This is a genomic window from Streptomyces silvisoli (assembly GCF_029269905.1).
GTDB lineage: Bacteria > Actinomycetota > Actinomycetes > Streptomycetales > Streptomycetaceae > Streptantibioticus_A > Streptantibioticus_A silvisoli_A.
Genome location: NZ_JARJBC010000003.1, coordinates 120,830 through 146,649, shown reverse-complemented (window position 1 = coordinate 146,649; position 25,820 = coordinate 120,830). Strand labels below are relative to the sequence as shown.

24 protein-coding genes and 1 riboswitch are annotated in these 25,820 nt (G+C 70.8%); of the genes, 18 read left to right on the top strand and 6 right to left on the bottom strand.

The genetic code is table 11. The features are described from left to right. Positions 1 to 25: 25 nt before the first annotated feature. Positions 26 to 919, bottom strand: coding sequence for a DUF2797 domain-containing protein (locus P3G67_RS06230; RefSeq protein WP_276092571.1), 894 nt, complete (start codon positions 917 to 919; stop codon positions 26 to 28). A 132-nt stretch (positions 920 to 1,051) separates the two neighbouring features. Here P3G67_RS06230 and P3G67_RS06225 point away from each other — a divergent pair, with 132 nt between their 5' ends. The 11 genes from P3G67_RS06225 to P3G67_RS06175 all read left to right on the top strand — a co-directional run bounded on the left by P3G67_RS06225 (position 1,052) and on the right by P3G67_RS06175 (position 10,477). Then, entirely contained in the window at positions 1,052 to 1,234 is a 183-nt protein-coding gene (locus tag P3G67_RS06225; RefSeq protein ID WP_276092570.1) for a hypothetical protein, read from the top strand. 147 nt (positions 1,235 to 1,381) lie between these two features. Next, positions 1,382 to 1,512, top strand: a riboswitch (FMN riboswitch). Between the two features lie 192 nt (positions 1,513 to 1,704). Beyond that, positions 1,705 to 2,853, top strand: coding sequence for a bifunctional diaminohydroxyphosphoribosylaminopyrimidine deaminase/5-amino-6-(5-phosphoribosylamino)uracil reductase RibD (ribD, locus tag P3G67_RS06220; RefSeq protein WP_391858216.1), 1,149 nt, complete (start codon positions 1,705 to 1,707; stop codon positions 2,851 to 2,853). Further along, positions 2,854 to 3,462: a riboflavin synthase gene (locus P3G67_RS06215; protein WP_276092568.1), complete on the top strand. Its 609-nt coding sequence runs from the start codon at positions 2,854 to 2,856 to the stop codon at positions 3,460 to 3,462. It begins immediately after the preceding gene. Beyond that, positions 3,459 to 4,109 (top strand): nicotinamide mononucleotide transporter family protein, encoded by a 651-nt coding sequence (locus tag P3G67_RS06210; protein WP_269854862.1) that lies wholly within the window; start codon positions 3,459 to 3,461, stop codon positions 4,107 to 4,109. Before P3G67_RS06215 ends, P3G67_RS06210 begins: the two co-directional genes overlap by 4 nt. Positions 4,110 to 4,200: 91 nt before the next feature. Then, positions 4,201 to 5,490, top strand: a complete 1,290-nt coding sequence (locus tag P3G67_RS06205; RefSeq protein ID WP_276092567.1) for a bifunctional 3,4-dihydroxy-2-butanone-4-phosphate synthase/GTP cyclohydrolase II — start codon at positions 4,201 to 4,203, stop codon at positions 5,488 to 5,490. A gap of 56 nt (positions 5,491 to 5,546) precedes the next feature. Further along, positions 5,547 to 6,032, top strand: coding sequence for a 6,7-dimethyl-8-ribityllumazine synthase (ribH, locus tag P3G67_RS06200; protein WP_269854860.1), 486 nt, complete (start codon positions 5,547 to 5,549; stop codon positions 6,030 to 6,032). 138 nt (positions 6,033 to 6,170) lie between these two features. Beyond that, positions 6,171 to 6,443: a phosphoribosyl-ATP diphosphatase gene (locus tag P3G67_RS06195; protein ID WP_276092566.1), complete on the top strand. Its 273-nt coding sequence runs from the start codon at positions 6,171 to 6,173 to the stop codon at positions 6,441 to 6,443. A gap of 50 nt (positions 6,444 to 6,493) precedes the next feature. After that, positions 6,494 to 7,342, top strand: coding sequence for an ATP phosphoribosyltransferase (gene hisG, locus P3G67_RS06190; RefSeq protein ID WP_269854858.1), 849 nt, complete (start codon positions 6,494 to 6,496; stop codon positions 7,340 to 7,342). A 35-nt stretch (positions 7,343 to 7,377) separates the two neighbouring features. Beyond that, positions 7,378 to 7,839, top strand: a complete 462-nt coding sequence (locus P3G67_RS06185) for a PH domain-containing protein (protein ID WP_276092565.1) — start codon at positions 7,378 to 7,380, stop codon at positions 7,837 to 7,839. A gap of 215 nt (positions 7,840 to 8,054) precedes the next feature. Next, entirely contained in the window at positions 8,055 to 9,383 is a 1,329-nt protein-coding gene (locus P3G67_RS06180; RefSeq protein ID WP_276092564.1) for a hemolysin family protein, read from the top strand. Then, complete coding sequence (locus P3G67_RS06175) at positions 9,380 to 10,477, top strand: hemolysin family protein (RefSeq protein ID WP_276092563.1); 1,098 nt, start codon at positions 9,380 to 9,382, stop codon at positions 10,475 to 10,477. Before P3G67_RS06180 ends, P3G67_RS06175 begins: the two co-directional genes overlap by 4 nt. 66 nt (positions 10,478 to 10,543) lie before the next feature. Here P3G67_RS06175 and P3G67_RS06170 read toward each other — a convergent pair whose 3' ends face one another. Beyond that, on the bottom strand, positions 10,544 to 12,427 hold the full coding sequence (locus tag P3G67_RS06170) for an AAA family ATPase (RefSeq protein WP_276092562.1): 1,884 nt from the start codon (positions 12,425 to 12,427) through the stop codon (positions 10,544 to 10,546). A gap of 494 nt (positions 12,428 to 12,921) precedes the next feature. After that, a complete protein-coding gene (locus P3G67_RS06165) occupies positions 12,922 to 13,524 on the bottom strand; it encodes a uridine kinase family protein (protein WP_276092561.1) in 603 nt (200 codons plus the stop codon). A 71-nt stretch (positions 13,525 to 13,595) separates the two neighbouring features. Here P3G67_RS06165 and P3G67_RS06160 point away from each other — a divergent pair, with 71 nt between their 5' ends. From P3G67_RS06160 to P3G67_RS06130, 7 genes are all read left to right on the top strand, one after another. Next, positions 13,596 to 14,735, top strand: coding sequence for a M24 family metallopeptidase (locus P3G67_RS06160; protein WP_276092560.1), 1,140 nt, complete (start codon positions 13,596 to 13,598; stop codon positions 14,733 to 14,735). An 88-nt stretch (positions 14,736 to 14,823) separates the two neighbouring features. Then, positions 14,824 to 16,197, top strand: a complete 1,374-nt coding sequence (locus P3G67_RS06155; RefSeq protein WP_276092559.1) for a C39 family peptidase — start codon at positions 14,824 to 14,826, stop codon at positions 16,195 to 16,197. A gap of 485 nt (positions 16,198 to 16,682) precedes the next feature. After that, positions 16,683 to 17,648 (top strand): metal ABC transporter solute-binding protein, Zn/Mn family, encoded by a 966-nt coding sequence (locus P3G67_RS06150; RefSeq protein ID WP_276092558.1) that lies wholly within the window; start codon positions 16,683 to 16,685, stop codon positions 17,646 to 17,648. Further along, a complete protein-coding gene (locus tag P3G67_RS06145) occupies positions 17,648 to 18,499 on the top strand; it encodes a metal ABC transporter ATP-binding protein (RefSeq protein ID WP_276092557.1) in 852 nt (283 codons plus the stop codon). The genes P3G67_RS06150 and P3G67_RS06145 overlap by 1 nt, the downstream gene beginning before the upstream one ends. A 7-nt stretch (positions 18,500 to 18,506) precedes the next feature. Continuing rightward, entirely contained in the window at positions 18,507 to 19,433 is a 927-nt protein-coding gene (locus P3G67_RS06140; RefSeq protein WP_276092556.1) for a metal ABC transporter permease, read from the top strand. A gap of 7 nt (positions 19,434 to 19,440) precedes the next feature. Continuing rightward, positions 19,441 to 20,271, top strand: a complete 831-nt coding sequence (locus P3G67_RS06135; RefSeq protein WP_276092555.1) for a metal ABC transporter permease — start codon at positions 19,441 to 19,443, stop codon at positions 20,269 to 20,271. A 70-nt stretch (positions 20,272 to 20,341) separates the two neighbouring features. Continuing rightward, positions 20,342 to 20,587 (top strand): transcriptional repressor, encoded by a 246-nt coding sequence (locus tag P3G67_RS06130; protein ID WP_276092554.1) that lies wholly within the window; start codon positions 20,342 to 20,344, stop codon positions 20,585 to 20,587. A 148-nt stretch (positions 20,588 to 20,735) separates the two neighbouring features. Here P3G67_RS06130 and meaB read toward each other — a convergent pair whose 3' ends face one another. Genes meaB through P3G67_RS06115 form a run of 3 tightly spaced genes read right to left on the bottom strand, consistent with a single transcriptional unit; the run spans position 20,736 to position 25,729 of the window. Then, positions 20,736 to 21,728, bottom strand: coding sequence for a methylmalonyl Co-A mutase-associated GTPase MeaB (gene meaB, locus P3G67_RS06125; protein ID WP_269854844.1), 993 nt, complete (start codon positions 21,726 to 21,728; stop codon positions 20,736 to 20,738). Between the two features lie 12 nt (positions 21,729 to 21,740). Further along, the gene (gene scpA / locus P3G67_RS06120; protein ID WP_276092553.1) at positions 21,741 to 23,918 is read right to left on the bottom strand and encodes a methylmalonyl-CoA mutase; all 2,178 of its coding nucleotides are present in this window, start codon (positions 23,916 to 23,918) and stop codon (positions 21,741 to 21,743) included. Beyond that, complete coding sequence (locus P3G67_RS06115; RefSeq protein ID WP_276092552.1) at positions 23,918 to 25,729, bottom strand: methylmalonyl-CoA mutase family protein; 1,812 nt, start codon at positions 25,727 to 25,729, stop codon at positions 23,918 to 23,920. The genes scpA and P3G67_RS06115 overlap by 1 nt, the downstream gene beginning before the upstream one ends. Between the last annotated feature and the right edge of the window lie 91 nt (positions 25,730 to 25,820).

Below are 25,820 nucleotides of genomic sequence, written 5' to 3'. Positions count from 1 at the left end.
GCTACCGCGGCGCCGCGAAGTGCCCTCAGAACAAGGCGTCCTGGTCTCCTTCGCGCGGTCCGAGCGGCCGGGTCGGCGCGGTGGTGCGGTCGGTGGGGGACGCGGACGTGAGGGGCCAGCCGGAGAGCAGGCGCAGGTCGAGTGTGAACAGCCCTGATCCGGTGCTGAGATACGCGTCCGTGCCCACCAGCGAGGTCAGGGCGCCCGCCACGGTGCTGCCGGGGGAGAGGTGGCTGATCTCCGCGTGGGGGAGCGGTGGGGAGGCCAGGTCCAGGCCGTAGGCGGGGGTGTGGTCGGTGATCCCCAGCGGGAGGTCGTGCAGGGTCTCCGGCCAGGCCGCGCAGGAGACCGCGCACTCATGGGCGGTCGCCATCTCCCGCGTCCGGTCGGCGGGGTCAGACGCGGCCATACGGGCGGCGAGTTTGGTGGCGTGGCGGACGCGGTCGGGTATGCCCAGGGCCGGGCCGAGGGACGCCTCCGCGCGGCGGGCGGCGGCCAGGGGACCCTGGCCGAGCCAGGTGTGGGCGAGGGCGCCCTGTTCACGTAGCCGGTTGTGGCCCCGTTCGGCGGCGGTGATGCCGAGCTTCAGCAGGCCGGGGCCGAACCACGCCAGGTACAGGCGGAACGGGCGCCGGTCGTCGAAGGCGGTGTCGGCGGCGACCGAGGAGGAGCGGTCGACGGCCGAGCAGTCCGGGCACTGCCCGCAGACGGCGCCGTCGGGCACCGTGGCCTGCCACGGGCACCTGAGGCGCCGCCCGGCTCGCCGCACACCGCTGCAGCGGCGGTCCCCACCAGCGGCGAAGGCGAGCGACTCGCCCAGCACCAGCGGCCGTTCGCGCTCACCGGCGGTCGCCGAGGACCAGCCCAGCACCGGACCCGTGGCGCGCCACGACATCCCGGTGCAGCGCCATTCGCTCATCAACGCTCCCGTCGCAGGCAGTGCTCGCGCGGTGGGCCCCCGGTCAGCGGCTCGGCGGGGGATGTCCGCACGTCAACCAGTCTGTCAGTGCCGATCTGCGCCCGGCCGTCCCCAAGCCGTCGTGCTCTCGTCATGTCCGCACCACTGCCCGCGCGGCGGCAATGGCTCTACGCTCCAACCGCCTTGTTCGTGGACGCCGCCGACGTGGGAGACCGGGCCGTGCGCGCCGCGCTGTCCAGGCTGCGCACCCCACCCGGCGGCGATGTCAACGCGCTGCGCCCCGCACCGGAACAGCCCGATCCGGTCACGGGCTGAGCGACCGGCGAGCCGGGCCGCCGTGGGGTCGCTTCGGCCCAGCGAATCGGACCTTCACGTTCCGCATCCATCCTGTGACTCAAGCCACAGGGCCTCGCCCGCATAGTTCCCGATCAGCCGTGGCAGACTGAAGCTGTACCAGTGACAAAGCGCACTCCGGGGTCGGTGAAAGTCCGAACCGGCGGTTACAGTCCGCGACCCGTCCGCAACCAGCGGCCGGTTGACCAGGTGAAATTCCTGGACCGACGGTTAAAGTCCGGATGGGAGGCAGTGCGCGCGGGATCCACCGGTACGCCGTCTTCGGCGGCCCCGCCAGCGTTCGTACTCGCGGCGGCGCATTGCCGACCACGGTGTGGCCCGGTGTATTTGCCCGTACGAGGCGTTCTCGCCCGTACGCGTCCCGACTGAGCCCCGGAGTCCGCCCGAAGAGGCAGGAGGACCCGGTGGCCACCGCAGTTGAAGCCCTCGCGATGCAGCGGGCCGTTGTGCTCGCCGCCCGTGGGCTCGGCTCCACCAGCCCCAACCCGGTCGTCGGCTGCGTCATCCTCGATCCGGACGGCGAGGTCGCCGGAGAGGGCTGGCACCAGCGGGCCGGCGGGCCGCACGCCGAGGTGCACGCACTGCGCGCCGCGGCCGGGCGGGCCCACGGCGGAACCGCGGTCGTCACCCTGGAGCCCTGCAACCACACCGGCCGCACCGGCCCCTGCGCCCAGGCGCTGATCGCCGCCGGAGTCGCCCGGGTCGTCTACGCCGTCGCCGACCCCACCCCCACCGCCACCGGCGGCGCCGCCACCCTGCGCGCCGCGGGCATCGACGTGGAGGGCGGACTGCTCGCCGACGCCGCGGCCCGCGGCAACGAGGCATGGCTGACCGCCACCCCCCGCCAGCGTCCCTTCGTGACCTGGAAGTACGCCGCCACGCTGGACGGCCGCAGCGCCGCCGCCGACGGCACCAGCCGCTGGATCACCGCACCCCAGGCCAGGGCCGAGGTGCACCGCCTGCGCGCCGAGTCCGACGCGGTGCTGGTCGGCTCCGGCACCCTGCGCGCCGACGACCCGCAGCTCGCGGTGCGCGGCGTCGACGGTGACATCACCCAGCCGCTGCGGGTCGTGGTGGACACCGAAGCCACCATCAGCCCCGACGCACGCGTACTGGACTCGGCCGCGCCCACCGTGGTGGCGGTCGCCCAGGACGCCGACACCGACCACCTCAAGGCAGAGGTGCTCCGCCTGCCGCGCGCCGCCGACGGCCGCGGTCTCGACCCGCACGCCCTGCTCAGCGCGTTGTACCAGCGCGACGTTCGGTCCGTGCTGCTGGAGGGCGGACCCACCCTCGCCGGGGCCTTCCTGGCCGCCGGGGTGGTGGACAAGGTCATCGGCTACCTCGCACCCGCACTGCTCGGCGCCGGGCCCGCCGCCCTCGCCGACGCCGGAATCCCCACCATCGAACGGGCGTTGCGGCTCGATGTGGCCGACCTGCAACCCATCGGCCCCGACATCCGCATCACCGCCTACCCGTCACCCGACCACCTGGTTCGGTCCCACCCGTCGCCCGACCACCACCCCTCATCGAGGGCCCTGCGGGCCCACCCCGATGCCGAAGCTGCCGAGGAGAACTGAGTGTTCACCGGAATCGTCGAAGAACTGGGCGAGGTCGTCGCCGTGGCGGACCTGGGTGACGCGTCCCGCTTCACCCTGCGCGGCCCGGTAGTCACCGAAGACGCCAAGCACGGCGACTCGATCGCGGTCAACGGCGTCTGCCTCACGGTCGTGGAGACCGCGGACGGCGCCTTCACCGCCGATGTGATGGCCGAAACGTTGCACCGCTCCAGCCTGGGCGCGCTGCGCACCGGCTCCCGGGTCAACCTTGAGCGGCCGATGGCGCTCGGCGGGCGGCTCGGCGGCCACCTCGTCCAGGGGCATGTCGACGGCACCGGGACCATCGTGGAGCGCACCCCCGCCGAGCACTGGGAGATCGTCAAGGTCTCGCTGCCGAAGGCCCTTTCGCGGTACGTGGTGGAGAAGGGCTCGATCACGGTGGACGGCATCAGCCTCACCGTGGTCGAGGCGGCCGACGACCACTTCACCGTCAGCCTGATCCCGACCACCCTCGCGCTGACCACGCTCGGCATCAAGCAGCCCGGCGACCCGGTCAACCTTGAGGTGGACGTGCTCGCCAAGTACGTCGAGCGGCTGCTGGGCGACCGTACCGGGGACGTGGCCAAGTGAGCGCCCTGCACTGGCTGTCCGGCCAGGCGTTCTCCGTACTGGGACAGCACGTCATCTGGTCCGACATGATCGGCAACGTGCTCGGCCTGGCCGCGCTCGCGCTCGGCTGGCGCCGCTCGGTGTGGAGCTGGCCCGCACAGCTGCTCTCCGGGCTGGTCCTGGTCGTCGCGTACGCCACCGCGCACCTCAGCGGTGGTATCGGCAAGCAACTCGTGGTCATCGTCGTGGCGTTGTGGGGCTGGGGCCGGTGGCAGCGGGGGCTGCGCACCGAGGGCGATGTCGCGGTGCGCTTCGCCACCTGGCGGGAACGCGGCCTGCTGCTGGCCGGGTTGGCGCTCGGCACGCTGCTCGTCGGCGGGCTGTTCACGGCCTACCCGGCGCTGTCCTGGAACCCCTGGCCGGACGCGTACATATTCGTCGGCACCCTCGCCGCGATGGTGGCGCAGGCCCGCGGCTGGGTCGAGTTCTGGTTCGCCTGGCTCGCGGTGGACCTGGTCGGTGTGCCGCTGGCGTTCAGCAGCGGGCTGGTCTTCTCCGCCCTCGTCTACGGCGTCTACTTCATTCTCGTGATCGCGGGCATGCGCGCCTGGTGGCTGCGCACCCGGGTGCTTCCGAACACCGGGACCGTTCTGGAAGGAGTCGCGTGAGCGTCGCACTCGCGGCCGCCGGGCCGCAGACAACAGTGAAAGCCGCACCTTCGCGCCGCGAGGGCGGAGAAGCGAACACAAGGGGCCGAGCATGACCGCGTTGCAGAGCTGGTACGACGCCGACGGCGACACTTTCGCCCTGGACCCCGTCGAGCGGGCGATCGCCGACATCGCGGCCGGACGCCCGGTCGTGGTGGTCGACGACGAGGACCGGGAGAACGAGGGCGACCTGGTCTTCGCCGCGGAGCTCGCCACGCCCGAACTCGTCGCCTTCATGATGACCGAGTGCCGCGGCCTGATCTGCGCCCCACTGGAGGCCCCCGACCTGGAGCGCCTCGACCTGCCGCAGATGGTGCAGCAGAACACCGAGTCGATGCGCACCGCCTTCACCGTCTCCGTGGACGCAGCCCCCGAGCACGGCACCAGCACCGGCATCTCCGCCGCCGACCGCGCCACCACCCTGCGGATGCTCGCCGCCCCCGGCAGCGCGGCCACCGACTTCGTGCGCCCCGGACACATCTTCCCGCTGCGCGCCCGCTCCGGCGGCGTGCTCACCCGGGACGGGCACACCGAGGCGGGCGTCGACCTCGCCCGGCTGGCGGGGCTGCGCCCGGCCGCCGCGATCTGCGAGATCGCCAACGAGGACGGCAGCATGGCCCGGCTGCCCGAGCTGGTGCCGTTCGCCCGCAAGCACGGGCTGGCGATCATCTCCATCGCGGACCTGATCACCTACCGCCGGGCCAGCGAGCCCACCGTGCGCCGTGAGGCGACGACCGCGCTGCCCACCGAGTTCGGCGACTTCCGCGCCTACGGCTACCGCAGCACCGCCGACGGTGTCGAGCACATCGCGCTGGTGTACGGCGAGGTCGGTCAGGGCGAGGACGTGCTGGTGCGGATGCACTCCGAATGCCTGACCGGCGACGTCTTCCACTCGCTGCGCTGCGACTGCGGGCCGCAGCTGGAGGAGTCGATGCGGAAGGTGGCCGTCGAGGGCCGCGGCGTGGTGGTCTATCTGCGCGGGCACGAGGGCCGCGGCATCGGCCTGCTGCACAAGCTGCGCGCCTACGAGCTTCAGGAGCGCGGCCGCGACACGCTGGACGCCAACCTGGAACTGGGACTGCCCGCCGACTCCCGCGACTACGCCGCGGGTGCCCAGATCCTCGCCGACCTCGGTGTGCGGTCGCTGCGGCTGATGACCAACAACCCGCAGAAGGTGGCGGCGTTGACCGCGCACGGTCTGCGCGTCACCGGCCGGGAGCCGATGCCGGTGCAGGCCGGGGAGCACAATCTGCGGTACCTGCGCACCAAGCGCGACCGGATGGGCCATGAACTGCCGTGGCTCGACGCCGCAGCGCCGACCGGCGCATGCGGAAACCAGTGACCGGCGTTTAGTTTTCCCCGGGGGCACTGTCCCTCGGACCCCACCTAAGGAGAGACGTGAGCGGTAAGGGCGCCCCAGAGCTGAGCGTTAAGAACTGCGGTGACCTGCGGGTGGCCGTGGTCGCGGCGCAGTGGCACCAGCAGGTGATGGACGGTCTGGTCGACGGTGCGCTACGGGCGCTGCACGAACTGGGCATCGACGAGCCGACCCTGCTGCGGGTACCCGGCAGCTTCGAACTCCCGGTCGTGGCCAAGGTGTTGGCCGGTCGCGGCTATGACGCGGTGGTGGCCCTCGGCGTGGTGATCCGTGGCGGCACCCCGCACTTCGACTACGTGTGCCAGGGAGTGACGGCCGGGCTCACTCAGGTCTCGGTGGACACCGGAGTGCCGATCGGCTTCGGCGTGTTGACCTGTGACACCGAGGCGCAGGCGCTGGACCGGGCCGGACTGCCTGGCTCCGCCGAGGACAAGGGACATGAGGCGGTCACCGCCGCGATCGCCACGGCGGCGACCTTGCGGTCGGTCTCCGAGCCCTGGCGCTAGCAGCGACGGAAGGGCGCGCGGCGCCCTCGTTTGAGGGTGGTGGCGGGTGACGGGTGGATGTCGCAGGGGGCGTGTACGCGCCCTCGTTTGAGGGTGGTGGCGGGTGACGGGCGGGCCGTCACGTAGAGTGTGACCACCATGGCCAAGAAGACATTCGAGGAACTCTTCGCCGAGCTCCAGCGGAAGGCCGCCAGCGGCGACCCGAGCACGTCCCGTACCGCCGAACTGGTGCAGGCGGGCGTGCACACCATCGGCAAGAAGGTGGTCGAGGAAGCCGCTGAGGTGTGGATGGCCGCCGAGCACGAGGGCGCCGACCGCACCGCCGAAGAGATCTCGCAGCTGCTGTACCACCTTCAGGTGATGATGGTCGCCCGGGGAATCTCCCTGGACGACGTATACGCTCACCTGTGAGCCACCTTCCCTCCGTACGCCACCCGCACTCACCGAAGGAAGCCGTTCCCATGCTGCGCATCGCCGTCCCCAACAAGGGTTCTCTGTCCGAGCCTGCGTCGGCGATGCTGCATGAGGCCGGCTACCGGCAGCGCAAGGACCGCAGGGAACTGGTGCTGGTGGACGCGGAGAACCAGGTCGAGTTCTTCTTCCTTCGCCCGCGGGACATCGCCGTGTACGTCGGCTCCGGCCGCCTCGACATCGGCATCACCGGCCGCGACCTGCTGCTGGACTCCGGTGCGCAGGCCGAGGAGATCATGCAGCTCGGCTTCGCCGCCTCCACCTTCCGGTACGCCACTCGTCCGGGCACCGCCAACAGCGTCAAGGAGTTCGGCGGCATGACGATCGCCACCTCCTTCGCCGGACTGGTCGAGAAGCACCTCGCCGACAACGGCGTGGACGCCTCAGTGGTCCACCTCGACGGCGCGGTGGAGACCGCCATCCAGCTGGGCGTCGCCGAGATCATCGCGGATGTCGTGGAGACCGGCACCACGCTGCGCAACGCGGGCCTGGAGATCATCGGCGAGCCGATCCTGGAGTCCGAGGCGGTGGTCATCCGCCGCACCGGCGCGTCCACCGAGGACCCCAAGGTCCAGCAGTTCCTCCGCCGTATGCAGGGCGTCCTGGTGGCCCGGCGGTACGTGATGATGGACTACGACATCCGTGCCGAGAAGGTCGAGGCGGCGGTCGCCCTCACGCCGGGCCTGGAGTCGCCGACGATCTCCCCGCTGCACCACGAGGGCTGGGTAGCGGTCCGCTCCATGGTGCCGTCCCGCGAGGCCCAGCGGATCATGGACGACCTGTACGAGCTGGGGGCCCGGGCCATCCTCACCACCGGCATCCACGCCTGCCGCCTGTGACCGCCGCCTCGTCCCGTACCGGGAAGCCCGCCGAGATGCCCGCTTCCGACCCGCTGCCCGAGCTGCCGGTGACCTTCCGGCCCACCAGGACCCGGGCGGTGCTGCTGTCGGTCGGCAGTGTGATGCTGGTCACGTTCACCGTGGTCGCCCTGGCGATGCCGGATCCGTGGACGGTGACCGACCGGTCCACCATGATCAGCACCGGGCTGCTGATCTTCGCGCTGCTGGTGCTGCTCAGCCGCCCCAAGGTGGTCGCGGACCGGGGCGGGGTGACCGTCGTCAACCTCACCACCAAGCGCCGCCTGGAATGGGCCGAAGTGCTGCGGGTCAACCTGCGTGCGGGTGATCCCTGGGTCTACCTCGACCTCGCCGACGGCACCAGCCTGGCCGCCATGGGCATCCAGCCGGGGATGGCCAGGGAGCAGGCGCTACGGCACGCCCGACAGCTGCGGGCGCTGGTCGACGGGTACGGCACGGGCGGTCGCGACCACCGGTGAAACCGGACATAACGCCCTGATGGCGTGGGCGGGCCTCCCCCTGGGCGCCGCCGCTTGACTACTCTTGAGGTACATGGCGCGTGTGCGCCCACCCCGCTACGCCGCGGGGGAGACCGGAACGATCCAAGGAGTGACATCTAACCGGCGATGGACGAATCGTCCTGTAGTACCTGCGCCGCCTCCGCTGTGAACGCTTCATGCGTGGTGGTGGCGGCATGAGTTCCCTCCTGCTGCTCGGTGCGGCACTTCTCCTGATCCTCGCCAACGGATTCTTCGTGGCCGCCGAGTTCGGCCTGGTCACCGTGGAACGGCCGGAGGCCGAGCGGGCCGCGGCGGGCGGGGACCGACGGGCCCGCAGCGTGGTCGCGGCCCTGCGCAAGCTCTCCTTCCAGCTCTCCGGCACCCAGCTGGGCATCACCATCACCTCGCTGGTGGTCGGCATGCTCGCCGAGCCCGCGCTGGCCCGGCTGCTCACCGGCCCGCTCACCGCGATCGGGCTGCCGGGCGCGGTGGCGCCCGGGGTGGGCGTGGTGCTCGGCATGATCGCCGCCTCGGCGGTGCAGATGGTCATCGGCGAGCTGGTGCCCAAGAACTGGGCCGTCTCCCGGCCGCTGCAGGTGGCCCGGATGGTGGCCGGTCCGCAGCGGGCCTTCTCCCGGGCCTTCCGGCCCGTCATCCAGGCGCTCAACTCGGCGGCCAACCGGCTGGTGCGTGCCCTGGGCGTGGAGCCGGCAGACGAGCTGGCGTCCGCCCGAACCCCCACCGAACTGGTGTCGCTGGCCCGACACTCGGCGCGGGCCGGTGCCATAGAGGAGGACACCGCCGACCTGTTCGTGCGCACCATCAACCTCGGTGAGCTGACCGCCCAGTCGGTGATGACCGCACGGGTCAAGGTCAGCGCGCTGGAGGACACCACGACCGCTGCCGACGTGCTCAACCTCACCCGGGCCACCGGCCTGTCCCGCTTCCCGGTCTACCGGGAGCGGCTGGACGAGGTGGTCGGTGTGGTCCACCTCAAGGCCGCCCTCGCCGTCCCCGCCCCGCTGCGGGCCGTCACGCCCGTGGGCCGGATCGCGGTGCCGCCGCTGCTGGTCCCGGAGACACTGCCGGTCCAGCCGCTGCTGGAGCGGCTGCGCAACGAGCAGCCGATGGCGGTGGTGGTCGACGAGTACGGCGGCACGGCGGGTGTGGTGACGCTGGAGGACATCGTGGAGGAACTGGTCGGCGAGGTGCGTGACGAGCACGACCACGAGGGTGCCGACACTCCCGAGCTGGCCCAGGCCACGGCCCAGGACGGCCACCCCGCCTGGGACGCGGACGGCAGCTGCCGGGCCGACGTGCTGGCCAGGATCGGGCTGGCAGTGCCGCAGGGGCCGTACGAGACGGTGGCCGGACTGGTCGCCGATCTGCTGGGCCGTATTCCGCGCCCCGGCGACATCGCCCGGCTGCCCGGCTGGGAGCTGCGGGTGCGTGAGGTGGTGCACCACCGGGCCGAGCGGATACGACTGGTGCGCACCGGTGACGGGCAGGAGGAGGGGCGATGAGCTTCCTGCAACTGCTGTTCGCGCTACTGCTGGTACTCGGCAACGGGTTCTTCGTGGGCGCCGAGTTCGCCATGGTCTCGGTGCGGCGCAGCCAGGTGGAGCCGCTCGCGGAGCGGCAGCGGCGGGCCCGTACCGTGCTGCACGGGCTGGAGAACCTGCCGCAGATGATGGCCGCCGCGCAGTTCGGCGTCACCGTCTGCTCGTTGACCCTCGGCGCGGTGGCGGAGCCGACCGTCGCGGCACTGCTGGAGCCGGTGTTCGCCGCGCTACGGGTGCCCGAGGGGCTGGTGCATCCGATCGGCTATGTCGTCGCGCTCGCCTTCGTGGTCTTCTTCCACCTCGTCATCGGTGAGTTGGTGCCGAAGAACCTGGCGATGGCCGCGCCGGAGAAGACGGCGCTGTGGCTGGGCCCCGGACTGGTCGCCTTCGCGCGGTTGTTCCGTCCGGTGATCGTGGTGCTGGGGGCCTGCGCGCGGCTGGTGCTGAAGCTGTTCCGGGTGGAGCCGCGCGACGAGATCGAGGCGGCCTTCACCAGTGAGCAGCTCAGCTATCTGCTGGCGGACTCCCGGCAGGCCGGACTGCTCGACCCCGGTGACCTGGAACGCCTTGAGGACGCCCTGGAGTTGGGCACCCGACCGGTCACCGACGTACTGCTGCAGCCGTCCGCACTGGTGACGGTGGGGCCGCAGGTCACACCGTACGAGGTCGAGCAACTCACCGTCCGTACCGGCTACTCGCGCTTCCCGGTGGCCGGGGCTGATGGGGCGTTCCTGGGCTATCTGCACGTCAAGGACGTGCTGGAGCTTCAGGAGACGGACGAGGGCGACCGCCCGGTGCCGCGTAGGCTGTGGCGTCCGATGACGACGCTGCGGGCCGAACTCCCGTTGGACGACGCGCTTACCGCCATGCGGCGCGCGGCGTCCCACCTGGCGGCCGTCACTGACGCCGACGGCCGCACGCTGGGGCTGGTGGCGCTGGAGGACGTGCTGGAGATGCTGGTCGGCGAGGTTCGAGACCCCGCCCACCGGATCGTCGCCGAGCCCCGGCGCCCCGAGGCCGCACCGTCACCGCGGCCGTCCGCGATGGCGGGCTGACGCCCGGGGACTGCGGCCCCCTGACCCACAGCGGGGGTCAGGGGGCCGCAGTCCCGTGAAAGGCCCTCAGTCCAGCGGTGGTCGGCCCGGGCCTCGGCCCGAGAGGACCTCACCGTACGCCTGCATGAGGTCGGGGAGTCGAAGCGTGGACAGGTCCACGCGAGTCGGCGTGCCGTCGTACATGGACAGGCGTAAGTCGCGGTACGCGCAACTCTTCTCGTACAGGGTGCGCAGGAAGCGCCCGTTGCCCAGCTCGTCGATCCAGTCCTGGGCCACCACGTGACCGGCGATGCTGCGCAGTTCGTCCAGGGCCTCCTCGTCCCAGCGGTCACCGCCCTCGGCGGCCAGCACCTCGCCGATCTTCGTCAGTTCGAGCGGCCGGTAGCTGGGGAAGTCCACCCGGGTGGTGAAGCGGGAACTCAGGCCGGGATTGGCGGCGAGCAGCCGGTCCATCCCCTCGGGGTACCCGGCGAGGATCACCACCAGCCGGTCGCGGTTGTCCTCGGCCCGCTTCAGCAGCACCTGCAACGCTTCCTCGCCGTACGCGTCGCCCTTGCTGTAACCGGAGTTGGACAGGCTGTACGCCTCGTCCACGAACAGTACGCCGCCCAGCGCGGAGTCGATCAGTTCATTGGCCTTGACCGCCGTCTGACCCAGGAACTCGCCGACCAGGTCGGCCCGTTGGGCCTCCACCAGGTGGTCGCCGCCGAGCAGTCCGAGGGCGAAGAAGACCCGGCCGAGAATGCGGGCCACCGTGGTCTTGCCGGTGCCCGAGGGGCCGGAGAAGACGAAGTGCCGCTTCGGCGGCTGCACCGGAAGCCCCTGCCCGGCCCGTAGCCGGGCCATCCGCAGCTGCGCGGACAATGCCTTGACCTGCCGCTTGACCGGTTCCAGACCGACCATCCGCTCCAACTCGGCCAGCGCGTTGGCGAGTAGTACCGGATCGGGGGTGCCCATCGGTATCTCCGGCGGTATCGGGGCCACCGGCAGCACCACCTTCTCCCGTACCGCGTCGTCGTCCCCCGGGGCGGGAGCGGGGGAGGGGGACGCCGGAGGGCCGTCGGACGCGCGGCCGGGGTCCGGGTCGGGGAGCGGGCCCTGCTCGCCGTCGGGCGAGCCGTCCGGGCCGAACTGGCCGACTCCGGCGAGTGTCACGGTGGCCAGGTCCTGGGCCTCGTCCAGACCGTCCTCGGCCTCGGTGATCGCCGCCAGTCGGGCGGCGGTGTCCATGAAGGTGGGGTCCACCCGGTGAACCGCCCGGTACAGCGGCAGCGCGGCGGCGGAGCGGCCGGTGCCCTCGTAGGCGCGGGCCAGCCAGTAGCGCAGTTCCTTACGCTGCGGCAGTTCGCTGCGGCAGCGCATCAGCGCGGCGGCCAGCAGCGGCTCCGCCTGCCCGCACATCTCCAGTCGTACCCGGGCCATGCCGCCGAACAGGCCCGCCTCTATGCCCAGTATGGGATCGTCCAGCAGTGGCTCGGTGTGCCGGACCAACTGCTCCCAGTCCTTGACCAGGTACGCCCGGCAGGCGTGCAGGAAGCGGACCTGCGAATCGGTGTCCACCGGTGGGCACTCCGCCAACGCCCGGTCCAGGTCGGCCACATGTCGGCCGTCCAGCCAGTGCGAGGCGTGGGCCAGCAGCAGGTCGCGCGGTGACTCCAGCACCGGTTGCACCCACCAGCCCAGCCAGTACCAGGAGTTGAGCGAGCGGCTGTGGCGTTTGCGCTGCTCGCCGAACCGGTCCCGGTGCCGGTACATCCGCAGCAGGGCGGTGGAGGTGTCGGCGCGCAGCGCGTGCAGTCCCAGCCAGGCGTCGGCCATGCCCGGATCGAGCCGTACCGCAGCCCGGAACTCCTCCTCGGCCTGCGCGTACGCTCCCACCGTGCAGGCGTCGACGGCGCGCAGCCACGCCAGATCGGCGGGGGCGCCGGAGCGCTCAGTACCGAAGTCCATCAGGTCCCCCACAACCGTGCCCCCCGTGGCCTGCCAACGCCACTCCTGCGAACGGTCCTGTCGAACTGTGTTGCAGTCGAACGGGCCTAACCGCCAAGGAAGTTGGCGTGGGAGCGGACCGACCGCGACGGCCTGTCGCCCCCTTCGGCATCGTACCTGCGGTGTTGCGTGGGGTAGAGAGCGGCGCACCGCACTCTCAGGTTACACATGGCGAACCGGCCGTCGCCCAAAGGCGCTGGGCCGACCGTGACACAGGGTGAGAACGTTCCCGACAAACAGGGCATTCCGCTTAGCCCGCACAGGACGAAGCCCCCGGTCACGGGGGAACAACCGGGGGCTTCGTGTCATCGGGCGGTCGGCTGCCGACCGCGCATTCAGAACGTAAGTCCTGTACGCCCCCCAGGTCAAGCCGCCATCGGACACTTAGTGCCAGACATTTCGCCTTCGCAGCTCACCGGCCGCGCGCTGTCACCGTACGTAAGGAGCAAGGCCGTTCAGGATCGGCACATCGGTCCCGGTAGTACCTCGTATCCATCCGACCTCTGCAGTACCAGCAGATCGGCGAAAGGACGAGACGGATCGGCCGCGAAGTGATCGGCCTCGGCCCGCGTCCAGCCCTGCCAGAAGCCGTGGAGCTCCGGGCCGTCGCGATGCCGGCCGCGCTCCCAGGAGTGGTTCCGGGGAAACTCCATCCACACCAGTCCCGCCAGAAACGGGCGTACCTCCAGTCGCCCCGCCCCCACGCCTTCGATCAGCACCACGGGCGCACACGGCACCCGGGCGAAGGTGGCAAACCGGGACGCGGTCCAGTCGTACACCGCGTACCGCGCCGCAACCCCCCGGCCCAGCGGCTCCAGCACCTGCTCGCGCAGCCGCCCGGTCCAGCCGAAGAACTCCTCGTGGGTGGCGAGATCGTCCAGATGCACCACGGGCGCCCCGTCGAGTGCCTCGGACAGCCGGGCGGCGAAGGTGCTCTTGCCGGAGCCCGCGTGCCCGTCCACCGCGACCAGCCGCACCGGGCCGCAGGACGGCGGCAGAGCACGCAGCCGGGCGGCGAGCCGGGCCAGCGTGGCGGAGCGGGCGTGGTGTTGGTCCATCGCGATCAGCCTACGGCGCGTCCTTCCGCGGGCCCGATGCGCCCCGCGCGGGCGGCGTTTACGGTAAGGCCGTGACTGACTCCCACGATGCCTCCGCCACCGCGGACCTCTACCCGGCCGACCGGCTCACCACAGCCTGCCGGGCCGCCGCCGCGGCCGGACTGGACGCGCTGCTGATCTCGCCCGGGCCGGATCTGCGGTATCTGACCGGATACCACGCACTGCCGCTGGAGCGGCTCACCTGCCTGGTGTGCCCGGCGCAGGGTGAGCCGGTGCTGGTGGTTCCCGCGCTGGAGAAGGCGGCCGCCGAGGCCTCGCCGGTCGGTGGCCTCGGCGTCGAGATCATCGGCTGGGCGGAGACCGACGACCCCTACGCGCTGGTCGCCGACCGGCTGCCCGCTCGGACCACGCGGGTCGCGGTGGACGACCACATGTGGGCGGAGAAGGTGCTGGCGTTCCGGGCCGCGCTGCCTGACGCGGAGCAGAGCCTGGCCGGTGTGGTGCTACGGGAGCTGCGGATGCGCAAGAGCCCGGCCGAGGTGGCCGCACTGCGCCGGGCCGGGGCGGCGATCGACCGGGTGCACCGCAGGATCGGGGAGTGGCTGCGGCCGGGCCGCACCGAGCGCGAGGTGGCCCGGGACATCGCCGACGCGATCATCGAGGCGGGCCATGCCACCTGCGACTTCGTCATCGTGGCCGCCGGACCGAACGGCGCCAGCCCGCACCACGAGGTCTCCGACCGGGTGATCAGGGCCGGCGACCCGGTGGTCGTGGACATCGGCGGCACCACGGCCGACGGCTACTGCTCGGACTCCACCCGCACCTACGCGGTCGGTGAACCGGACCCGGATTTCCGGGAGTTGTACGCGGTACTGCGCCGCGCCCAGCAGGCGCAGACCGAAGCGGTACGGCCCGGGCTCACCGCGCGGGAACTCGACGCGATCGGCCGGGACATCATCGAGGACGCCGGATACGGCGAGCACTTCCTGCACCGCACCGGGCACGGCATCGGCCTGGAGACCCACGAGGAGCCGTACATCGTGGCGAGCAGCGACCGGCCGCTTGAGCCCGGAATGGCCTTCTCCATCGAACCGGGCATCTATCTGCCGGGCCGCTTCGGTGCCCGTATCGAGGACATCGCCGTGGTCACCGAGACCGGCGGCGAACGGCTCAACGTCACCGGCCGGGAGCTGGTCGTACTGCCCACCTGACAGCGGGGGCTGGCCAACCTCCCCACCCGGTACGACAGTTGTCCGACAGAACCGACCCGACGCGTCAACGACAAGGGGGTTCCGCCACATGAGAAGACCGACATCCCGCCGCGCCGTCCTGGTCACCGCGCTGGCCGCCACCACCGCCAGCGCCGCGACGCATGCGTCCGCCGAGCCGCGCGGTACCGAGGGACCGGCGGCCACCCCCGCACCCGGCCCGGAGGCGGCGCCCGTGGACTACCACTCCTGGACCTCGTACACCGACTGGCGCTGCGGATCCGGGCGGGGCACCAGGGCGCTGCCCGGCCGCCGCCCAGGCATCGTGCTGGACCGTCCGGTCGGCACCGTCGAGTACACCGACCCGCACACCAAGACCACCAGCACCTGGGAGTACGCCACCTGGACCTCCCCGCCGCGCACCCTGCCGTTCGGCGCCACCGAGCTGGTCGCCTCGTGGAACGCGCACACCCCGCAAGGCACCTGGCTCCAGGCCGAGTTGAGCGGCACCTACAGCGACGGCGGTACGACGCCCTGGTACGTGATGGGCCGCTGGGCGTCCGGGGACACCGACATCAAGCGCACCTCGGTGGACGGCCAGGACGACGGCAAAAGCGGCATCTCCACCGACACCTTCGCCATCGACAATCCGGCCGGCGGGCTGCGGCTGGCCTCGTACCGGCTGCGGCTGACCCTCTACCGCAGGCCGGGTACCCAACTGACCCCGATCGTCTGGCGGATCGGCGCCATGGCCTCCGCCGTACCGGACCGCTTCACGGTGCCCGCGTCGAAACCGGGGGAGGGCGCGGGGCACGAACTGCGGGTGCCGCGCTACTCACAGGAGGTCCACAAGGGCCAGTACCCCGAGTACAACAACGGCGGCGAGGCATGGTGCAGCCCGACCTCCTCGCAGATGGTGGTCGAGTACTGGGGGCGCAGACCCACCCCCGCCCAACTGGCCTGGGTCAACCCGTCGTTCGCCGACCCGCAGGTCGACCAGGCGGCCCGGTACACCTACGACTGGCAGTACCAGGGCTGCGGCAACTGGCCGTTCAACGCGGCGTACGCCGCGAGCTACCACGAGATGGAGGCGGTGATCACCCGGCTGCGCTCCCTGAACGACGTGGAACGGCTGATCCGGCACGGCATCCCGGTGATAACGTCCCAGTCCTTCCTCGCCTCGGAACTCGACGGCGCCGGTTACGGCACGGCGGGCCACCTGATGTGCGTGGTCGGTTTCACCCCGACCGGCGACGTGATCGCCAACGACCCGTTCAGCGCTGACGACGCTGCGGTCCGGCGCGTCTACAAGCGGCGCCAGTTCGAGAACATCTGGCTGAGGACGAAGCGCTACAACGCGAAAGGCCAGGTGGTGGGCGGTTCGGGAGGCGTGGCTTACGTCTACTGGCCTACCGACATCACACCTGGTCAGAGGGCTGCGCTGGCCAGCGTGGGTGTCCGCTGAACAGTTGCTGACCGAAGGCCGTCTCGACGACCTGGCGGCAGCGGTCGCTGCCGCCCTGGGTCAGGTGGGTCTGGTGGCCGTATCGGTCTACCGTGACCTTGATGGATTCGTGCCCACATCCAACGGGACACCTCGTGGATGGGGCGGGGAAGGAGTTCGGCAGGCGAGTGGCGTGGGACTGCGGTCGACGGCCTGGCGGCGGCGCGGGTCGTAGAGCGGTAGGTAGATCGCCCCGTACGAGATCGGCATCGAAGCGCCGCCGGGGAACTGACGGCGCGGCCCGCCGCGATCTGCTCGGGCGACCAACACAGGGCCGGCTTCGCCTCCACCAGCGCGTGCAGCGCAGGTGTGTCCGATTCAGGGGCCATGATTTTCTTCCTTAGTGGATATGAAAATCATTATCACCTACTGTTGTCGGCATCACCGCACCGATGGAGCGTGCCGCTGCGCGGCCGTCTGTCGGCATCGTTCGAAGGAGCCCCCGCATGTCTGCCGCCCCCGCCTCCCGTCCCGCCCGGTCGTCCATACGCACCGGGCTCATCGCCGCCGTGGTGGCCCTGACAGCCGTGACGGCCACCGCGTGCTCGTCCTCTTCGTCGAAGACCGGCGCCGCCAGCACCGGTAAGACGATCCAGGTGGTGGCGGCGGAGAACGAGTACGCCGATGCCGTCAGCCAGATCGGCGGTCAGTACGTGTCGGTGACCGGGATCATGAGCAACCCGAACACGGACCCGCACACCTTCGAGGCGAACCCCAAGGTCGCGCACACCGTCAGCTCCGCCCAGCTCATCGTCCAGAACGGAGTGGGCTACGACGACTTCATGGGCAAGATAGAGCAGGCATCGAGCAACTCCCACCGTCAGGTGATCGACGTGCAGAAGCTGCTCGGCCTGCCGGACTCCACGCCGAACCCGCATCTGTGGTTCAAGCCGACGACGATGCCCGCGGTGGCGAAGGCCATCGCCGCGGACCTGTCGGCCATGGACCCGTCGCACAAGGCCGACTTCGACGCGAACGCCGCCAAGTTCGACAACTCACTCCAGCCGTGGAACCAGGCGATCTCGCAACTCAAGGCATCCGCTCCCGGCGCTGCGGTGGCGACCACCGAGCCGGTGGCCGACTACCTGCTCGACGCGCTCGGGTTCAAGAACCTGACCCCCTGGGCGTTCCAGGCCGACGTGATGAACGGCACCGACCCCTCACCGCAGGACGTCGCCACCGAGAAGGCGCTGTTCATCCAGCACAAGGCGAAGGTCTTCGTCTACAACCAGCAGGTCACCGATTCCCTGACGCAGTCGCTGATGACGCTGGCCAAGCAGAACAACATCCCCGTCGTCGGGGTCTACGAGACCATGCCGACGCCCGGCTACACCTACCAGTCCTGGATGAACGCCGAGGTCTCCGCGTTGAGGAACGCCGTGGCCAACGGCAAGTCGGCGCCGACCCTGTGATGACCGGCGACGAGATGCGCCGCGGTGACGTCCTCGCCCTTGAGGGCGTCAGCGTGTGGCGGGGAGGAAGGCAGATCCTCGACGAAGTGGGATTCTCACTCGCGCCAGGGGAGTTCACCGGCCTGATCGGCTCCAACGGTGCCGGCAAGACTACGATCCTGCGGGTCGTCATGGGACTGCTGGCACCCGCGGAAGGCACAGTCCTGGTCAACGGCCGCCCGCTCGCGCGGCGTAACCGTTCGGTCGGCTACGTCCCGCAGAAAGTGCTGATCGACCCCGATGCCCCGCTGCGCGCCAGCGACCTGGTCGCCCTCGGGCTGGACGGCGAGAAGGTCGGACCGCGCACTCCGTCCCGGCAACGCCGGCAACGCGTCGAGGAGATGCTCGATGCCGTCGACGCCACGGCGTTCGCCGACGCCCGGGTCGGCAACCTCTCCGGCGGCGAGCTGCAGCGCGTACTGATCGCCCACGCGCTCATCAGCCGCCCGCAACTGCTCTTGATGGACGAGCCGTTGGCCAATCTCGACATCCGCAGCGGCCAGGAGATCGTCGATCTCCTCGCCCGCATCGCGGAGCAGCAGCGCATCGCGGTCCTGCTCTCCGCACACGACATGAACCCGCTGCTTCCCGTGATGGACCGAGTCGTCTATGTGGCCGGTGGCCGGGTGGCGGTCGGGACGACCGACGAGGTGGTGCGTACCGAGGTGCTGAGCAAGCTGTACGGCCACCAGGTCAACGTCCTTCGGGCCGACGGACGGGTCCTGGTCGTCTCCGGTTCGCACGTCTGGCTCGACGCGATTCCCCGGCAGTCAGGAGCCCCCGCCGCCGACGCGTCTGTGGAGGGGCGGTGAGGTTGTGATGGAAGGCATCTTGCACGCCCTCTTCGCCCCGGGCTTCGGCCACAGCGAGCCGGTGCGCACGGCGGTCCTCGCCGGGGCGGTCGTCGCACTCGTCTCGGGAGCGGTGGGCGTGGTCACCGTGCTGCGCGGACAGTCCTTTGCCGGGCACGCGTTGAGCGCCTTGGGCACCCTTGGCGGCTCCGCCGCGTTCCTGGTCGGCATCACACCCCTGTGGGGTTTCGTCACCAGCGGCTTCATCGTCGCCGGAGCAATGGAACTGGTCGGCGCACAGCGACGCAGCGGCCGGGACGTGGCGACCGGGCTGGTGCTGAGCACCGCGCTCGGCCTGTCAGCCCTGTTCCTCTACTTCGAGACGATCGCCAACAGCACGACAGGGGTGACCATCACCATCTTGTTCGGTTCCCTGTTCGCGCTCAACGGCATCACCCTGCCGGCCATGATCCTGCTCGGCATCGCCTGCCTGGTGCTCCTCGCTCTGCTGTACCGTCCGCTGTTGCTCAGTTCGGTCAGCTCGGAGCTGGCGGCGGCCCGCGGCATCCCGGTGCGAACGTTGGGCGTCGCGTTCCTCTTGATCCTGGCACTGTCGGCGGCACTCTCCTCGGTGACGGTGGGCACGATCCTCAGCTCCGCACTGCTGATCGGACCCGCCGAGACCGCGCTACGACTGACCAAGCGCCCAGCCGTGGCGATGGTGTTGGCCGGCGTCATCGGGATGGTATCGACGTGGGTCGGCATCGTCCTGGCCTACGACAGCTACCGGTGGCCGCCAGCTGGTAAGGGGTGGCCGGTGAGCTTCTGCGTGGTGGCCGTGCTCTTCACCGTCTACCTGCTCACCGACCTCGGCAGCCGCCTTCGGACGGTACGCGTCCGACAACGCCGTGCCGGGGCACCGGTCACGGGGCAACCCCTGTCAACGGTGAGGTAGGGCTGAGGTGTTCGCGGACTACATGCTCAACGCCTGGGTTGTGGCGACCATCGTGGCTGTGGTCGCCCCCGTCGTCGGATTCTTCGTCGTCCTGCGTGGATCGGCGTTCGTCGCCCACGCCGTGCCGGAGGCCGCCTTCGCGGGGGCCGCTGGCGCCAGCCTGCTCGGCCTCAACACCATCTTCGGGATTGGGGCGTTCGCGCTCGGAGCCTCGCTCGGCATCGGCATGCTCGGCCGCCGCGGCCGTCATGACGTGGTGACCGCCCTGGCGTTGGTGATGATGCTAGGTGCGGGTTCGCTGTTCCTCAGCTGGAGCACCGAATACGCCCCCGAGATCTACTCGTTGCTGTTCGGAGAGGTACTGGGGGTCAGTGGCAACGAGATCGGTCTGACCGCGCTGCTCGGCGCGCTGTGCCTGGGCGCGATCGCCGTGCTCTATCGGCCGCTGCTGCTCACCTCGGTGGCACCCGAGCTGGCCGCCGCACGTGGCATCCGCAACCACCGCATCGACATTGCCTTCCTCGTCGTGGTCGCCCTGGCCACCACCACGGCCGTACCTGTTGTCGGCGCTCTGCTGATGTTCAGCCTGATGGTCGGCCCCGCGGCCACGGCCCGCTGCCTCACCGACCGACCGCTGCACGCCGTCGTCCTGTCGGTGGTGATCGCGCTACTGACCGCCTGGGCATCGATCGCCGCGGCCTACCAAACGAACTGGCCCGTCGGCTTCTTCGTGACCGCCTTCGCCTTCGCTGGCTACCTCCTGGCCCACGGGGCACGCTGGATCCGCAACGCATACAGCAGACCCCGGACACCGCTTGCCGGTGAAAGCGCGGCATGACCGCCCAGCCCCCGCCCAGTTCGCCCACTCGCACCGCAGATCCCGCGGAGGGCTTAGGGAAGGCCCGGTGATGTCAAGGAACCGACCTCACAGCGAGCCATCCCAGGAAGTGGCGGCGATCGGACGCCCGACGCCGCAACGCGCGGTCGTACTGGCCGACTTGGTCGCGGCGGGGGACTTCGTCAGCGCCCAGGCCCTGCACAAACGTCTGCTGTCCGGTGGATCGCCTGTCGGGCTGTCCACGGTGTACCGCACGCTGACCGCGCTCACCGGCATCTGTCCGCACTGCGCTCAGCGGCAACCACAGACTCACTGAGGTACGCGACACAGGTACCTGGTGGCCGACGGTAGGCGTCGCAGGCGGCCAGTCCTATGGGACCGCATCCGGCCACCTGCGGACCCGCCTTCGCGTCGGCGCGACACCAGCCGCCTCGCCCACAGGTTGTGGTACGGGAAACGTTTCATCAGTCGCGCAGCCTTGACGGTGTGAAGGCGTCCAGGATGCGTTCTGCGGCTAGTGTGGCCGTCAGCTCACCGTTTCTGACCTGCTGCTCCAGGGCGGGTGCGAGGGAGCGGACCGCCGGGTCGGCGTGCAGGCGGCCCAGTAGTTCGTCGCGGACCATGGTCCAGGTCCAGTCGACCTGCTGGTCGCGGCGCCGGGCAGTGAGGCGGCCGTTGGAGTCCAGCAGCGTGCGGTGTTGCTCCAGCCGCTCCCAGACGGTGTCCAGACCGGTCGACTCCCGTGCGCTGCAACTGAGCACCGGCGGTGTCCAGAAGGCATCCTTGCCGTGCATCAGCCGCAGCGCACCGGCCAGTTCACGCGCCGCCGTGCGGGCGTCGCGTTCGTGCGGACCGTCCGCCTTGTTGACGGCGATCACGTCGGCCAGCTCCAGAACGCCCTTCTTGATGCCCTGCAACTGGTCTCCGGTGCGGGCCAGGGTGAGCAGAAGGAAGGAGTCGACCATGTTCGCGACGGCCGTCTCGGACTGGCCGACGCCGACCGTCTCCACCAGCACCACGTCGTAGCCGGCGGCCTCCATCACCACGATCGACTCGCGGGTGGCCTTGGCGACACCGCCGAGCGTGCCGGCGGTGGGGGAGGGCCGGACGAAGGCCGCCGGGTCGACGGCCAGGCGCTCCATCCGAGTCTTGTCGCCGAGGATCGAGCCGCCGGTCCTGGTGGAGGACGGGTCGACGGCCAGCACGGCCACCCGGTGTCCGAGCCCGGTCAGCAGCGTGCCGAAGGCGTCGATGAACGTGGACTTGCCCACGCCCGGTACACCGCTGACCCCGATCCGCCGGGCCTTCCCGCTGTGCGGCAGCAGCTCGGTCAGCAACTCCTGGGCCAGTGCCCGGTGTTGGGGGCGGGTGGATTCGACGAGGGTGATCGCGCGGGCGACGACCGCCCGCTTGCCGTCGAGGACGCCCTTGACGTACGTGTCGAGGTCGATGGCCATGGGCTCACGGCCTCACAGGTCGCTGTGCCCGAGGTCGACCGCCAGCCGGGAGACCAGGTCGTGGGCGGCGTCCGGGATCACCGTGCCGGGCGGGAACACGGCCGTCGCACCCATCTCCAGCAGCGTCGGCACGTCCTGCGGCGGGATCACTCCGCCGACCACGATCATGATGTCCTCGCGCCCCTCCTCGGCGAGCTGTTCGCGTAGCGCCGGTACGAGGGTGAGGTGTCCGGCGGCCAGCGATGACACCCCGACGATGTGCACGTCCGCCTCGACGGCCTGGCGGGCCACCTCGGCCGGGGTCTGGAACAGCGGGCCGACGTCCACGTCGAAGCCGAGGTCGGCGAAGGCGGTGGCGATCACCTTCTGCCCGCGGTCGTGGCCGTCCTGGCCCATCTTGGCGACCAGGATGCGCGGTCGGCGGCCCTCGGCCTCGGCGAAGGCGTCGACGAGACCACGGGTACGGTCCACGGACGGGGACTCGCCTGCTTCGTTGCGGTACACGCCCGAGATCGTACGGATCTGGCCCGCGTGCCGTCCGTACACCTTCTCCAGGGCGTACGAGATCTCTCCGACGGTCGCCTTCGCCCGGGCCGCGCGCACCGCCAGCTCCAGCAGGTTCCCCTCGCCGTCGGCCGCCCGGGTCAGGGCGTCCAGCGCGTCCTGGCAGGCGGTCTCGTCCCGTTCCTCGCGTAGTCGCCGCAACTTGGCGATCTGCTGGGCGCGCACGGAGGAGTTGTCGACCTTGAGCACCTCGATCTGCTCGTCGGAGTCCACCCGGTACTTGTTCACGCCGATCACCGGCTGCCGCCCGGAGTCGATGCGGGCCTGGGTGCGGGCCGCGGCCTCCTCGACGCGCAGTTTGGGGATGCCCGCGTCGATGGCCTGCGCCATGCCGCCCGCCCGCTCGACCTCCTGGATGTGCTGCCAGGCCCGGCGGGCGAGGTCGTACGTCAGCCGTTCCACGTACGCGCTGCCGCCCCAGGGGTCGATCACGCGCGTCGTGCCGGACTCCTGCTGGATCAGCAGCTGGGTGTTGCGGGCGATACGGGCGGAGAAGTCGGTGGGCAGCGCGAGCGCCTCGTCGAGGGCGTTGGTGTGCAGCGACTGGGTGTGGCCCTGGGTCGCCGCCATCGCCTCCACGCAGGTGCGCGTGACGTTGTTGAACACGTCCTGAGCGGTCAGCGACCAGCCGGAGGTCTGTGAATGAGTGCGCAACGAGAGCGACTTGGTGTTCTTCGGCTCGAACTGCTTGACCAGCTTGGCCCACAGCAGCCGGGCCGCGCGCAGCTTGGCGATCTCCATGAAGAAGTTCATGCCGATCGCCCAGAAGAACGACAGCCGGGGCGCGAACGCGTCCACGTCCAGGCCCGCGTCCCGCCCGGCCCGGATGTACTCCACGCCGTCGGCGAGGGTGTAGGCCAGCTCCAGGTCGGCCGTCGCACCCGCCTCCTGGATGTGGTAGCCGGAGATGGAGATGGAGTTGTAGCGGGGCATCCGCTGCGAGGTGAACGCGAAGATGTCGGAGATGATCCGCATCGACGGCTTCGGCGGATAGATGTAGGTGTTGCGGACCATGAACTCCTTGAGGATGTCGTTCTGGATGGTCCCGGCCAACTTCTCGGGCGCTACGCCCTGTTCCTCCGCCGCCACGATGTACAGCGCGAGCACCGGCAGCACCGCGCCGTTCATCGTCATCGACACCGTCATCCGGTCCAGCGGGATGCCGTCGAACAACTGCCGCATGTCGTAGATCGAGTCGATCGCCACGCCCGCCATGCCGACGTCACCGGTCACCCGCGGGTGGTCGCTGTCGTAACCGCGGTGCGTGGGCAGGTCGAAGGCGACCGACAGGCCCTTCTGACCGGCCGCCAGATTGCGCCGGTAGAAGGCGTTGGACTCCTCGGCGGTGGAGAAGCCCGCGTACTGGCGGATCGTCCAGGGCTGGTTGACGTACATCGTCGGGTACGGGCCGCGCAGGTAGGGCGCGATGCCCGGGTAGGTGCCCAGGAAGTCCAGGCCCTCCAGGTCCTGCCCGGTGTAGAGCGGCCTGACCGCGATGCCCTCGGGCGTCTCCCAGAGCAGATCGGCACCGTCGGCCGCCTTCTTCACCGACGTACGCCACTCGTCGGGGCTGCCGTCGGCGGCCGGGTTCCCCAGCTCGATCGCCGAGAAGTCGGGGATGGACATCAGGACACTCCCATGCGGTCGAGCGTGGCGGAGAGTACGGCGACGGCGTCGCAGCCGGCGAAGACGTAGGCGTCCACGCCCGCGTACGTTCCGGGACGGCCCGCGACGAACACGTGCCGCGCGCCCGCCGCCCGCAGCGCCTGTGCGGTGGCCTCGGCCTGCTCCTCGTACACCGCGTCGCTGGAGCACAGGCAGACCTCCCGCGCCCCGCTCTCCTCGAACGTCTCCTCGGTGACGGGCTCGATGCCGCCCGCCTGGAAGAGGTTGGCGGCGAAGGTGAGCCGCGCGGTGTGCGCGGCGGCCGGCCCGAGAGCGGTCAGATGGACACGGGGCCGGGCCCCCGTCGCGGCCAGATGGGCGTCGGAACGGGCACGCAGCGCCTCGAACGCCCCGTCCCGCCGCACGCGGGGCAGGCCCCCGGACGGTGGCTCGGGCGCGGGAGCACGGACGACCGGCTTCTCGGCCAGGTACGGGAACTCGCTGACCCCGGTGACCGGTTCACGCCGCTTGGCGAGCTTCGCGCTGCGCACGGACCAGGTAGCGGCCAGCCGTTCGCGGACCATGCCGGAGCGCAGGGCGGCCGCCTGACCGCCCGACCGCTCGATCTCCTGGAAGAACTCCCAGGCCGCGTGGGCGACTTCGTCGGTCAGCCGCTCCACGTACCAGGAGCCGCCCGCCGGGTCGATCACCCGGGACAGGTGCGACTCCTCGATGAGGATGGTGGAGGTGTTGCGGGCGATGCGACGTGCGAAGGCGTCCGGTAGACCGAGCGCGTGGTCGAAGGGCAGCACGGTCACCGCGTCGGCGCCCCCCACGCCCGCGGCAAGTGTCGCGACCGTGGTGCGCAGCATGTTCACCCACGGGTCGCGGCGCGTCATCATCACCGGCGAGGTCACCGCGTGCTGGAGCTGCGCGCCCGCCCGCGGTGCTCCGCAGACCTCGGCCACCCGAGCCCACAGCCGACGCGCCGCGCGCAACTTGGCGACGGTCAGGAACTGGTCGGCGGTCGCGGCGTACCGGAACTCCAGTTGGGCACAGGCCTGCTCGACATCCAACCCGGCTGCGGTCAGCCCGCGCAGATAGGCGACACCCGTCGCCAGGGAGCAGCCCAGCTCCTGCGCCGCCGAACCCCCTGCCTCGTGGTACGGCAGGGCGTCCACGGTCAGCGCCCTCAGCCCCGGATACCGCGCGGCGCACAGCTGGGCCAACTCGGCCACGGGCGCGAAGTCATACGAGCCTCCGGTGCGGGCCTCGTGGCCCAGCGGGTCGGCGCCCAGGTTGCCGCGTGCCGCGTCCGCCGCGACGCCCCGTTCCTCGTACAGTCGCAGCAACCGCCGTGCGGCTGGCTCGACTTCGGCACCCGCGTCCAGGACGACGGGTGCCAGGTCGAGGTAGACGCCGTCGAGGGCGCGGTCGAGCGACGGGACGGGGATGCCGGTGGACTCGCCGACGACCAGCCACAGGGAAGTGACGCCGTTCTCCAGGTCGGTCAGAACTGAGCCAGCGTCCACGACCGTGTGCTGCTGGCGCACGTCCCAGCCGCCGACCGTGTTCCCCTCGGCCCGGCCGCCGCGCACGAAGGGCGCGAAGCCGGGCAGACCGGGGTCGGGCGCGGTGTCGCGCGCGCTGTACAGGGGCAGGGTGCGCAGCCCGTCCTCCAGCGCGGTGGACAGGGCGTGCTCCGCCTCGGCGTCCGAGACTTCCTTGCCCGACTTGCGTAGAACACCCGCTACCAGGTGCTGCCACTGCTCGTGTGTCGCGTCAGGAAACTCGGCTGCCAGGGAGAGCCCGTCGTCAGGCAGGACCGTCATGCCCGGATGCTAGGGCAGGTCGACAGACGAGCGGCAGAGGGCGCGATTGTGACCTTGTTCTCTTCAAGTGTGTGACGTGCGACCGCGCACG

What these genes read in the sequence shown, in the direction of transcription:
- P3G67_RS06170 (WP_276092562.1), bottom strand. Translation starts at nt 12,427, where the DNA reads ATGGACTTCGGTACTGAGCGCTCCGGCGCCCCCGCCGATCTGGCGTGG.
- ribD (WP_391858216.1), top strand. Translation starts at nt 1,705, where the DNA reads ATGCAGCGGGCCGTTGTGCTCGCCGCCCGTGGGCTCGGCTCCACCAGC.
- P3G67_RS06185 (WP_276092565.1), top strand. Translation starts at nt 7,378, where the DNA reads ATGCCCGCTTCCGACCCGCTGCCCGAGCTGCCGGTGACCTTCCGGCCC.
- P3G67_RS06205 (WP_276092567.1), top strand. Translation starts at nt 4,201, where the DNA reads ATGACCGCGTTGCAGAGCTGGTACGACGCCGACGGCGACACTTTCGCC.
- meaB (WP_269854844.1), bottom strand. Translation starts at nt 21,728, where the DNA reads ATGGCCATCGACCTCGACACGTACGTCAAGGGCGTCCTCGACGGCAAG.
- P3G67_RS06175 (WP_276092563.1), top strand. Translation starts at nt 9,380, where the DNA reads ATGAGCTTCCTGCAACTGCTGTTCGCGCTACTGCTGGTACTCGGCAAC.
- hisG (WP_269854858.1), top strand. Translation starts at nt 6,494, where the DNA reads ATGCTGCGCATCGCCGTCCCCAACAAGGGTTCTCTGTCCGAGCCTGCG.
- P3G67_RS06165 (WP_276092561.1), bottom strand. Translation starts at nt 13,524, where the DNA reads ATGGACCAACACCACGCCCGCTCCGCCACGCTGGCCCGGCTCGCCGCC.
- P3G67_RS06155 (WP_276092559.1), top strand. Translation starts at nt 14,824, where the DNA reads ATGAGAAGACCGACATCCCGCCGCGCCGTCCTGGTCACCGCGCTGGCC.
- P3G67_RS06230 (WP_276092571.1), bottom strand. Translation starts at nt 919, where the DNA reads ATGAGCGAATGGCGCTGCACCGGGATGTCGTGGCGCGCCACGGGTCCG.
- scpA (WP_276092553.1), bottom strand. Translation starts at nt 23,918, where the DNA reads ATGTCCATCCCCGACTTCTCGGCGATCGAGCTGGGGAACCCGGCCGCC.
- P3G67_RS06115 (WP_276092552.1), bottom strand. Translation starts at nt 25,729, where the DNA reads ATGACGGTCCTGCCTGACGACGGGCTCTCCCTGGCAGCCGAGTTTCCT.
- P3G67_RS06140 (WP_276092556.1), top strand. Translation starts at nt 18,507, where the DNA reads ATGGAAGGCATCTTGCACGCCCTCTTCGCCCCGGGCTTCGGCCACAGC.
- P3G67_RS06195 (WP_276092566.1), top strand. Translation starts at nt 6,171, where the DNA reads ATGGCCAAGAAGACATTCGAGGAACTCTTCGCCGAGCTCCAGCGGAAG.
- P3G67_RS06180 (WP_276092564.1), top strand. Translation starts at nt 8,055, where the DNA reads ATGAGTTCCCTCCTGCTGCTCGGTGCGGCACTTCTCCTGATCCTCGCC.
- P3G67_RS06145 (WP_276092557.1), top strand. Translation starts at nt 17,648, where the DNA reads ATGACCGGCGACGAGATGCGCCGCGGTGACGTCCTCGCCCTTGAGGGC.
- P3G67_RS06130 (WP_276092554.1), top strand. Translation starts at nt 20,342, where the DNA reads ATGTCAAGGAACCGACCTCACAGCGAGCCATCCCAGGAAGTGGCGGCG.
- P3G67_RS06150 (WP_276092558.1), top strand. Translation starts at nt 16,683, where the DNA reads ATGTCTGCCGCCCCCGCCTCCCGTCCCGCCCGGTCGTCCATACGCACC.
- P3G67_RS06225 (WP_276092570.1), top strand. Translation starts at nt 1,052, where the DNA reads ATGTCCGCACCACTGCCCGCGCGGCGGCAATGGCTCTACGCTCCAACC.